Consider the following 10,497-nt stretch of genomic DNA (forward strand, 5'->3'; position numbering starts at 1 on the left):
TCACCTCGCTCATCCCCGCTGGGGTACGACGGCGACGGGGCAGGCGGAGTGATGCAGCACCGCGTGGGCGACGCGGCCGAGCTGGAGACCGAAGTGGCCCTCTCGGCGCCGGGCTCCGACGACCAGCAGGTCGGCGTCGGCCGAGGCGTCGAGCAGTACCCGGCGGGCGTGGCCCTCGACGGTGCGCCGGTGCACTTCGACGTCGGCCGGGATGTCCCGCAAGGCGGTGTCCAGCACCTCCAGGGCCCGTTCCTCGTGCAGCCGGGACGGTTCGCCGGCCAACAGAGGGTGGTCGGTCGTCTCATGGGCGGGGCAGCGCCAGGCTCGTACGGCCTCCAGCGGTACGCCTCGGCGTCGCGCCTCCTCGACGGCGAAGCGCACCGCCGCCGAGTCCGCCGGCTTCTCGCCGACCCCCAGGACGATGCGGCGCGCCCCGGAGCGGACGTGGTTGTCGTGACCGCCGCGCAGCACGATCACCGGGCAGTGAGCATGACCGGCCACCGTCACACTGACGGAGCCGAGAAGTGCCTCGGCCATGCTGCTGCGGCCACGCGAGCCCAGGACCAGCGCGGAGGCGGTGCGGCTCTCCCGTACGAGCGCGTACTCGGGTTCCTCGGGCAGCACGTCCGTGGTGACCTTCGCATCGGCCTGGCGATTGTGCACACGGCGCGCGGCTGTCTCGACGATGTCCTCGGCGATCACCTGTTCGGAGGGCTTGCCGATATCCTGCGCGAGCGAAGTTCCTTCGTACCGTTCCCACAGCGAGGCGTACACCAGCCGCAGCGGCACCCCGCGCAAGGCGGCCTCGTCGGCCGCCCAGTCGACGGCGCGCAGGCTCGGCTCCGAACCGTCCACGCCGACGACCAGGGGGAGTTCCATCGTCCTCACCTTCCCGCGGCCATGTCGAAGACGATCCGGGCCCTGATCTCGCCGCGCAGCACCGCGTCGATGGATTCGTTCACCGAGGCGAGCGGGCGGGTCTCGTGGATGACCTTCGTGCGGCCGGCCGCGTGGAGCTGGAAGACCTCGGCGAGGTCCTGTCGTGTGCCGACGATGGAGCCGATCACCGAGGTGCCGTTCAGGACGGTGTCGAAGATCGGGACCTGGACGGTGCCGTGCGCGGGCAGGGCCACCATGACGAGCTTGCCGCCGCGCCGCAGGCCGGAGTTGACCGCCGCGAAGGCGGCCTCGTTCACTGCGAGGGCGATGGCCGCGTGGGCGCCGCCGTGCTTCTTCAGCTCCTTGCCGACGTCCTGCTTGCGGGCGTCGATCACGAGGTCGGCGCCGAGTTCGGCGGCGAGTTGGAGCTTGTCGTCGGTGACGTCGATCGCGGCGACGGTGGCACCGGCGATCTTGGCATACTGCACGGCCAGGTGTCCCAGGCCGCCGATCCCGGAGATCGCCACCAGTTGCGTGGGCCGGACGTCGGCGACCTTGAGTGCCTTGTACGTCGTCACGCCCGCGCAGGTCAGCGGGGCCGCCTCCAGGGCCGTGACGCCCTCGGGCACCGGCTGCGCGAAGTCGGCCCAGGCGAGCATCTTCTCGGCGTAGCCGCCGTCGCAGCCGTACCCGGTGTTGATCTGCTGCTCGCACAATGTCTCCCAGCCGGACAGACAGTGCTCGCACCGCCCGCACGCCTTGCCCAGCCATGGCACGGCGACCCGCTGTCCGACGGTCAGGTGGGTGACGCCCTCGCCGAGCTTCTCGACCAGGCCCACGCCCTCGTGCCCCGGCACGAACGGCGGGTTCGGCTTGACCGGCCAGTCGCCGTGCGCCGCGTGGATGTCGGTGTGACACAGGCCTGAGGCCTCGACACGGATGCGGACCTGCCCGGGGCCGGGCTCGGGGTCGGGGCGCTCCTCGATGACGAGGGGCTCACCGAAGGCTCGTACGACCGCTGCCTTCATGTTCTCTTCTCTCCTCTGGAGTGGCGCGTCAGTCGTGCGCGACGACGGCGACGGGGACGGTGGCGTGGTGCAGGACGGCATGGGTGACGGTGCCGATGTGGGCGCCGATGGAGGAGCGGCGGATCCGCCGTCCGACGACGACCAGGGACGCCTCGTGGGAAGCGTCGATCACAAGGAGCGACGGGCTGCCGAACCGGGACTCCACGACGACCTCGACGTCGGGGTACTTCTGACGCCAGGGGCTCAGTACCTCGGCCAGGGCGTCGGCATCGCTCCGCGCCAGCATTGTGGTGACTTCGGGGTCGGGGGCCATGCCGTAGGCGTAGTAGGACGGCAGGTTCCTGCCGTGCAGGACGCGCAGCGGCACCGACCGGCGCGCGGCGGCGTCGAAGGCGAACTCGATCGGCGCCCCGTGCGGGCCGTCGGCGTCCAGTCCGAGCAGGACGGGGCCGAACGGTGTGGCCGCCGAGGGGATGCCTGCCGGGTCCGGCCCGTGCTCGTCCGCGGCCTGCCCCTCGGCGCGGACCAGGACGACGGGCCGTTCGGTGTGCGCCACGACCGCGAGGCCGACCGACCCGACCAGGAAGCCGCCGATCCCGCCCAGGCCGCGCGAGCCGAGGACGAGCAGTTCGGCGTCCTTCGCCGCGCCGACGAGTGCCTCGGCGGGCCGTCCGGTGAGCTGTTCGGTGGTCACCTCGACGCCGGGGTGGCGCAGTCGCAGGCTCTCGACGGACTCGCGGGGGATCTTCTCGGTCCAGTGCTGGTGGGTCTCGGTGCCCAGGAGCGGGGCCTGGGCCATGGGTTCCGGTACCGGCTCCCAGACCTGAACGAGTTTCACCGGCAGTCCACGCAGTTGCGCCTCGTGGGCCGCCCACTCCGCCGCGGCGCGGCTCTCGGGCGAGCCGTCGAGACCCACGGTGATGGTGCGGGACATGATCTTCGCCTCTCCTTCGTGGGGTCAGCGCAGCCAGCTGTGGTCGCGAACGATGGGCAGCCGCGCCCACTGCCGGCCCAGGCCCCAGGTGGCGCCCGCACCCGCGGCCGCCACGGCGATCAGCGCCACCGCGTAGATCACGTGGTAGTCGGCGAACGGATTCGTCGACATGCTCGGCGACCCGTTCGACAGGTGCTTGGCCGGAGGCCACTCGGCGACCCACATCAGCGCCATCATCGCCGTACCCGCCACCGCGGCCGGACGCAGCGCGACACCGGTCATGGCGGCCACACCGATGCCGAGCAGACCGAGCATGAACAGCCAGTCCGCCCATCCGTCACCGGCCCACGAGTGGAATGTCGACTCCATCGGCCCTGCGGCAACGGAGCTGAGGAAACCCTTCGTCGGCGAACCACCGTCGATCCAGCCCTTGCCGGACGCGGTCGCGTAACCGAAGCCGAAGGTCTTGTCCAGGAACGCCCACAGGAAGACGAACCCGGTCAGGATGCGCAGGGACGCGAGGGCGTAGGCCTGCGCGGTGTGCGTGTCGAGGCGTGCCGACACGGCGGATGCGGAGGCGGTCCGGTGCCGACGGAAGGACGGCAGATGGAAGCCCGGGCTCCGGTGAGGGTGCTCGTGCACGGCCATGGTGTTGATCCCTTCGGGTTGTCTGGGTCGTCGTTGTCCTGACGTCTCTCACTCTCGTCGGGTGCAGGGGGTCGCGCCCGATGCCGAAGGTCTCCCTCCGTTGGGCTGAACGTCCCTGTCCGCGGGGCCCCTTGGGCGGGACGGCGTAATGACGGCCACGGTGGCGGGCCCCCTCACGGGTGGGGACGCGGGGGCGCTGCACGTCGCCAGCGGTGGTGCCCGCCGTCCTGCCTCAACTGCCCTCAGCCGACCGTGAGGTCCGGCCGGATCAGCGTGCCCGACCTGCCGTGGACGATCTCGTAGGCCGCGTCCAGGGCACCGATCGCGGCCAGTCCTCCGCTGCGTTCGACGAAGCGGGCGGCCGCCTCGGTCTTGGGGCCCATGGAGCCGGCCGGGAAACCGCCGTGCCGCAGTGCCCGGGGAGTGGCGTCGAGCAGGGGGTGCTGGTCGGAGGTTCCGTAGCCCTCGTAGACGTAGGGGACGTCGGTGAGGATGAGCAGGAAGTCCGCCTTGAGGTCCTCGGCGAGCAGAGCCGCGGTGAGGTCCTTGTCGACGACGGCCTCCACGCCGGTCAGCGCGCCGGTGTCGCGGTCGACGGTGACCGGGACGCCTCCCCCACCGGCACAGATCACCAGGGCTCCGCTGTTCAGCAGTTCGTGGATGGTGTCGGTCTCCAGAATGCGTTCGGGCGCGGGCGAGGCGACCACGCGCCGCCAGCCCGTGGTGTCCCGGGCGATACGCCAGCCGCGCCGGCCGGCGAGCTTCTCGGCCGACTCCCGGGGGTACACCTGACCGACGAACTTCGTGGGTCGGCCGAAGGCGGGATCGTCGGCCCGCACGAGGGTGTGCGTGACGAGGGCGGCGATCCGGTGGCCGGGCAGGGCGTCGTGCAGGGAGCGGGCGAGCAGGGAGCCGATCATGCCCTGGGTCTGCGCACCGAGCAGATCGAGCGGATACGGAGCGCTGAGCGCGGGGTCGGCCTCGCTCTCCATGGCGAGCAGGCCGATCTGGGGTCCGTTGCCGTGGGTGATGACCAGCTCGTGCTCGTGGGCGAGGGCCGCCAGGGCGCCGCCGACCCGGTCGATGTTTGCCTGCTGGACGACCGCGTCGGGGCGTTCGCCGCGGTGCAGCAGGGCGTTGCCGCCGAGGGCGACGACGATGCGCATGGTTCAGTCCTCCAGGGTGGCGACGAGCACGGCCTTGATGGTGTGCAGCCGGTTCTCCGCCTGGTCGAAGACGATCGAGACGGGCGAGGAGAAGACCTCGTCGGTGACTTCGAGGCCGTCCAGGCCGTAGGCCTCGAACAGCTCCTGTCCGAGCCGGGTGCGGTGGTCATGGAGGGACGGGAGGCAGTGCATGAACTTCACGTCCGGGTTGCCGGTGAGGGCGAGCGTCTTGTCGTTGACCTGGTAAGGGAGCAGCAGCTCGATCCGTTCCCGCCAGGTGTCGGCCGGTTCTCCCATGGAGACCCAGACGTCCGTGTGCAGGAAGTCGGCGCCGTGCACGGCGGTCTCGACGTCCTCGGTGAGGGTGATCCGGGCCCCGCCGGCCTCGCCGAGCGCCCGGCAGGCGGTGACCAGCGCGGGCTCGGGCCACAACGCCTTGGGGGCGGCGATGCGCACGTCCATACCGAGCAGGGCGCCCATCGACAGCAGGGAGTTGCCCATGTTGTTGCGGGCGTCGCCCAGGTAGCAGTAGGCGATGTCTGACAGCGGCTTCGGACTGTGCTCGTGCATCGTGAGGACGTCGCACAGGCTCTGGGTGGGGTGCGCGGTGTCGGTCAGGCCGTTGAAGACAGGGACGCCCGCGTGCCGGGCGAGTTCGGTGACAAGCGACTGGGCGGAGCCCCGGTACTCGATGCCGTCGAACATGCGGCCGAGCACGCGGGCGGTGTCGGCGATGGACTCCTTGGTGCCGACGTGGGTGTCTCCGGGACCCAGGTACGTGGTGCGGGCGCCCTGGTCGGCTGCCGCGACCTCGAAGGCGCAGCGGGTTCGGGTGGAGGTCTTCTCGAAGATCAGTGCCAGGTGCCTGCCGGTCAGCCGGGGCTGTTCGGTGCCTGCGCGACGGGCCGCCTTGAGCTCGGCGGCGAGGTCGAGGAGGTGGTGGATCTCGCGGGCGGTGAAGTCGAGTTCGCTCAGGTAGGAGCGGCCTCGCAAGTCGACGGTCATGGTGGTGTCCTTGTGGGGTCAGGTGGCCGGGTCGCGTTCGATGGGACAACTCATGCAGCGCGGACCGCCTCGGCCGCGGCCGAGTTCGGCCCCGGCGACGGTGACGATCTCGATGCCCTGCTTGCGCAGATAGGTGTTGGTGGTGACGTTGCGCTCGTAGCCGACGACCACCCCGGGCGCCAGGGCGAGGAAGTTGCTGCCGTCGTCCCACTGCTCGCGCTCCGCGTTGCGGATGTCCTGGGGTGCGGCCAGCATGCGGACCTTGTCCAGGTCGAGGGCCTCGGCCAGAGCGGTCGCCAGATCGGAGTTCGGGGTGACGTCGAAACCGGTCTCGCGGGCGTCACTCGGCCGCAGGGTCCACGAGCGCAGGGAGTCGGCGAGGCCCGGGTAGATGGCGAAGGCGTCGCGGTCGACCATGGTCAGTACGGTGTCCAGGTGCATGTACGCGCGGGCCGCGGGCAGTTGGACCGCTATCAGCCGGCGCGCCGTGCCGGCCGCGAAGAGGCGCCCGGCCAGGTTCTCCACGGCCTGGGCGGTGGTCCGCTCACCCATGCCGACCATGGCGGCGCCGTTGCCGAGGACGTGCACGTCCCCGCCCTCGATGGTGCCGACGGGCCCGTCGAGGAGCGGGGCGGGCGCGACACCGGCGAACATCGGGTGGAACCGGTAGATGGCCTCGGCGTGCAGGCTCTCGCGGCGCCGGGCCTGCTTGGCCATCGGGTTGACCGACAGACGGTCGTACACCCAGCAGGAGTTGTCGCGTGGGAAGAGGTGGTTGGGCAGTGGAGCGAGCGCGAAGTCGTCACCGTCCAACGCGTTCCACACCAGGCTGTGCGGGGTGGCGAGCGGCAGGTCGCTCTTGAGCAGACCGCCGATCAGGTATCCGGCGAGCGTCTCCCCGTCGAGTTCGGCGCACAGTTCGCGCACCGGGTCCATGAGGGCCGGTCCCACTGTGGCTGTGGTGACGACCTGGTCCAGCAGCCAGTCGCGGGCCTCGGAGACGTCGAGGGTCCGGGCGAGCAGGTCGGCGAAGTAGTGGACGCGGGCGCCGTGGTCGCGCAAGACCTGGGCGAAGGCGTCGTGCTCCTCGCGGGCGCGCTTGGCCCACAGGATGTCGTCGAAGAGCAGGGCGTCGACGTTGCGTGGGGTGAGGCGGGAGAGTTCGAGGCCGGGGCGGTGCAGGATCACCTGGCGCAGCGGGCCGACCTCGGAGTCGACGTGAAAGGTGTTCATCGCGGAAGTTCCTCCGTGCCGGGGCTGGTCAGTCGTGGTGACGGATGTCGTTCCGCTTCCGGGGTCCGCCGATGCGGTTCGTACGGAGCCCCCGGGAAAGCCGCTGGGCCGGCGGAGGCGTCTCGGGTGCCCGCTCCGGCCGGTCCGCGATCACCGCGGTCCTGGGCGCCGCCGTTTCGCCGTACATGTCCTGTCCGCGCTTCAGCCAGACGTAGACCGGCACGCCGAGCAGCAGCACGAACAGGCCGTAGTAGACGGTCTGGTAGCCGCTGCCCTGGATCGACCAGTACGAGAAGGCAAGGGCGAGCACGGTGACGGTGACGTCACGGGCGAACCGCCGGGGGCTGAGGCTCTCCCGGCCTCGCACCAGCAGCCAGTACAGCTGGGCTGCGGCGGAGAAGAGGTACGGGATGACAGCGGTCAGCACGCTCAACAGGACGATCTTGGTGAAGACGTCCTCGAAGCGCGTGTAGCTGAACACGGTGATCAGCGAGGCGAGCACGGTGGAGGCGACGATGCCGAAGGCGGGGACGTCGTTCTCGCCGCGCAGCCGGGCGAAGGCACGGGGGAAGAGTCCGTCGCGGGCAGCGGCGTACGGCATCTCCGCGCAGAGCATGGTCCAGCCGTTGAGGGCGCCGATGCCGGAGATGATCGCGGCGACGGCGACGATGTCACCGGCCCAGCTGCCGCCGAAGATGCTGTTCGCCGCGTCGGTGAACGGCGCGGTCGAGCCGCCCAGCCTGCCGTGTGCGACGGTGCCGAAGACGGCGAAGGTGCCCAGGATGTAGATGACGGCGCAGAGCAGCGTGCCGTAGACGGTGGCGCGCGGCACGTTCCGGCCCGGCTCACGGACCCGGCCGGCCACCACCGATGCGGCCTCCAGGCCCAGGTAGCTGAACAGTGCGATGGCGCCCGCGGCAGAGATCGCACCCAGCGCCGACTGGCCGCTCGCGTTGAACGGGCCGAAGTTGCGGGAGTCGATGAACAGCAGCCCGACGGTGGCCATGAAGATCAGCGGCACGAACTTCAGCACGGTCGTGATCACCTGGAACGCGCCCATGTTCCGGACGCCGGTGAGGTTGATCGCGGCGGGAATCCAGAGCCCGACCATCGCGAGCAGCACCGAAATCCACTTCTGGTGCCCGGTGTTCACGAACACCTCGACATAGCCGACCCAGGCTACGACGATCGCCGCGTTGCCGGCCCAGGCGGTGATCCAGTACGACCAGGCGTTGAGGAACCCGGCGAACTCCCCGAAGGCCTCGCGGGCGTAGACGTACGGGCCGCCGCTCGCGGGAACCCGCTTCGACAGTGCCCCGAAGGTCAGGGCCAGCGCGAGCGCGCCGAAGGTCACGACGACGAACGCGATGAGGGAGATCGGCCCGTACGGGGCCAGGGCGGAGGGCAGCGCGAAGACTCCGGTGCCGATGATGCTGCCGATCACGAGCGCGGAGGCAGCGGGAAGGCCGAGCGCCGCCGTGGACGCCGGCCCCCTTCCGCCTCTTGTGGTACTTGGCATGGCTGGGACTCCTTGTGAAGGTCGCCACGGGTGAGTCGATCCGCGACCGATCCTTCTGCGCCTGCACCGGACACGGTCAGCGGCCGCACGGCCCGCGGGCGCCACCGATGGTCCCGGTGCCGAAGGCCGGCCGGCCCAACTCGCCCTGTCTTTGGGCCGACTGGTCCCTGGGAGTGGGCGTTCGGCCCACCGCCTTGGTCCTGTCGGCCTCTCCGCGGCAGTCGAGTTCGGCCCGACAATGGAGAGCGGGAGGTGCAGCCGTCCCCCCGGACGCGTCGTCAACCGGCCTGCGATACCGCGTCCTTACGGCTCTCTCGAGGTGGGGCAGATCTCACCCACGTCCCGGCAGCCGCAAGGACATCCGCGCGGGTCTCGTGTTGGGGAGGCACGATCCCCGCGCCACGGCCGTCGCCCTCGCCAACGCACGGGCGGCGGCCGTGGTCGGCTGACGGAAGATCAACGACGTGCATCGGGGCCGGGTGGCCCTCATCCGGACCGTATGGCCCCTCGCCTCGTCCCGGCCGCCCCCACACGCTGGAGGGACCGGTTCATACATCCCGTCGGGAGGCAGGCCATGAACACCCCCAGCATGCTCCGCGCCCTTCCCACCGAACACCGGCAACGGCTCATGCGCATCGCCCGCGAGGTGTCCTTCCCTCAGGGAACACGCCTCTTCGACGAGGGAGCCCGCGCGGACCGCTTCTGGATCATCCGCACCGGCACTGTGGAGCTCGACATGCGCGTGCCCGGCCGGCGCGCCGCCGTCATCCAGACCCTCGGCCACAACGAACTCGTCGGCTGGTCCTGGCTGTTCGCGCCGCACGTGTGGCATCTGGGCGCCGAGGCGACGACCCCGGTGCGGGCATACGAGTTCGATGCCACGGCCGTCCGCTCCATGTGCCAGGACGATCCGGCACTCGGCCAGGCCGTCGCCCAGTGGGTCGGTGAGGTACTCGGCCACCGCCTCCGCTCCGCCCGGACCCGGCTACTGGACCTCTACGCCCCGTACGGCGCCGGCAGTGTCGCCTGAGCGGGCGAAAGCGACGAAGGAGTCACCATGCATGGCACCCCGCACATCGTCAGCGACGTCATGACCCACACGGTCGCCGCCGTGGGCCGCCGGGCCGCCTTCAAGGAGATCGTGCAGCTGATGCAGGAGTGGAAGGTCAGCGCCCTGCCCGTCCTTGAGGGCGAGGGCCGCGTGGTCGGTGTTGTCTCCGAGGCCGACCTGCTGCCGAAGGAGGAGTTCCGCGACGGCGACCCCGACCGGTACGTGCAGTTGCGCCGTCTCGGCGACCTGGCCAAAGCGGGCGGGCTCACGGCGGAGGACCTGATGACCTCCCCCGCCCTCACCGTCCGCGCGAACGCGACGCTCGCCCAGGCCGCGCGGACCATGGCGCGCGCCAGGGTCAAGCGGCTTCCCGTCGTCGATGAAGTGGGCATGCTGGAGGGCGTCGTCAGTCGCGCGGACCTGCTGAAGGTGTTCCTGCGGGACGACGAGGAGATCGCGGAAGAGGTCCGGCGAGAGGTCGTGTCGCCTCTCTTCCCGGCGCCGGTGCCGGCCGTTCGGGTCGAGGTGCGGAACGGCGTCGTGACGCTCAGCGGCCGCGTCCGGGACACATCCCTGATCCCGGTGGCCGCGCGCCTGGTCCGGGCCGTCGAGGGCGTCGTCGATGTGGAGTTCGAGCTGACGCGCTCCGAGGGCCCGACGGAGTCAACCGCTGCCCCCGGGAAGGGCGACGGGGCCCCCTCCGGGCGAACGACGGGAGTCTGACGACAGGAGCCAGTGGCTCGCCACGCAGTCTTGGCCGGGTGATAGAACAGTCATGAACACCGGCACCTGACAGTGATCAGCTTCTGGCAACGCCAGCACGTGGTCAGGTTCGTCACCCCCGCCACCGATCCACAGAACTACCGCGCTGCGAAGCGACTGGCATGATCAGAAAACCCGGAGAGGTCCACCATCCGGCCAACGATCCGAGCAGAGCCACTAGTGTCGTGCGCCGCAAATCACACGGGTAAGTTGCTACCTGTTTGGCGGACTGATTTTGGTGAGGTAGTCGGCGAGAGATTTCAGGATCTCGT

The 10,497-nt window shown here is 70.6% G+C and carries 10 protein-coding genes; 2 read left to right on the plus strand and 8 right to left on the minus strand.

The features are described from left to right. Window positions 1-9: 9 nt before the first annotated feature. The 8 genes from ABT186_RS27675 to ABT186_RS27710 all read right to left on the minus strand — a co-directional run bounded on the left by ABT186_RS27675 (window position 10) and on the right by ABT186_RS27710 (window position 8,412). On the minus strand, window positions 10-879 hold the full coding sequence (locus ABT186_RS27675; RefSeq protein ID WP_351231545.1) for a universal stress protein: 870 nt from the start codon (window positions 877-879) through the stop codon (window positions 10-12). A 5-nt stretch (window positions 880-884) separates the two neighbouring features. Continuing rightward, on the minus strand, window positions 885-1,907 hold the full coding sequence (gene adhP, locus ABT186_RS27680) for an alcohol dehydrogenase AdhP (RefSeq protein ID WP_351231543.1): 1,023 nt from the start codon (window positions 1,905-1,907) through the stop codon (window positions 885-887). Window positions 1,908-1,935: 28 nt separating this feature from the next. Further along, window positions 1,936-2,841 (minus strand): universal stress protein, encoded by a 906-nt coding sequence (locus ABT186_RS27685; RefSeq protein WP_351231542.1) that lies wholly within the window; start codon window positions 2,839-2,841, stop codon window positions 1,936-1,938. Between the two features lie 24 nt (window positions 2,842-2,865). Further along, window positions 2,866-3,489, minus strand: coding sequence for a hypothetical protein (locus ABT186_RS27690; RefSeq protein ID WP_351231541.1), 624 nt, complete (start codon window positions 3,487-3,489; stop codon window positions 2,866-2,868). 242 nt (window positions 3,490-3,731) lie between these two features. Then, window positions 3,732-4,655: a carbamate kinase gene (locus ABT186_RS27695; RefSeq protein ID WP_351231539.1), complete on the minus strand. Its 924-nt coding sequence runs from the start codon at window positions 4,653-4,655 to the stop codon at window positions 3,732-3,734. 3 nt (window positions 4,656-4,658) lie between these two features. Next, window positions 4,659-5,660: an ornithine carbamoyltransferase gene (gene argF, locus ABT186_RS27700; RefSeq protein ID WP_351231537.1), complete on the minus strand. Its 1,002-nt coding sequence runs from the start codon at window positions 5,658-5,660 to the stop codon at window positions 4,659-4,661. Window positions 5,661-5,678: 18 nt separating this feature from the next. Beyond that, entirely contained in the window at window positions 5,679-6,893 is a 1,215-nt protein-coding gene (locus ABT186_RS27705) for an arginine deiminase (protein WP_351231535.1), read from the minus strand. A 28-nt stretch (window positions 6,894-6,921) separates the two neighbouring features. Beyond that, window positions 6,922-8,412, minus strand: a complete 1,491-nt coding sequence (locus ABT186_RS27710; RefSeq protein ID WP_351927345.1) for an APC family permease — start codon at window positions 8,410-8,412, stop codon at window positions 6,922-6,924. Between the two features lie 574 nt (window positions 8,413-8,986). Here ABT186_RS27710 and ABT186_RS27715 point away from each other — a divergent pair. Both ABT186_RS27715 and ABT186_RS27720 read left to right on the plus strand, forming a co-directional pair. Beyond that, a complete protein-coding gene (locus tag ABT186_RS27715) occupies window positions 8,987-9,442 on the plus strand; it encodes a cyclic nucleotide-binding domain-containing protein (protein ID WP_351231531.1) in 456 nt (151 codons plus the stop codon). A gap of 27 nt (window positions 9,443-9,469) precedes the next feature. Beyond that, on the plus strand, window positions 9,470-10,186 hold the full coding sequence (locus ABT186_RS27720; RefSeq protein ID WP_351231529.1) for a CBS domain-containing protein: 717 nt from the start codon (window positions 9,470-9,472) through the stop codon (window positions 10,184-10,186). The last annotated feature ends 311 nt before the right edge of the window (window positions 10,187-10,497 follow it).

The sequence above is a fragment of the Streptomyces sp. NPDC001634 genome, assembly GCF_040298185.1.
Taxonomy (GTDB): Bacteria; Actinomycetota; Actinomycetes; order Streptomycetales; family Streptomycetaceae; genus Streptomyces.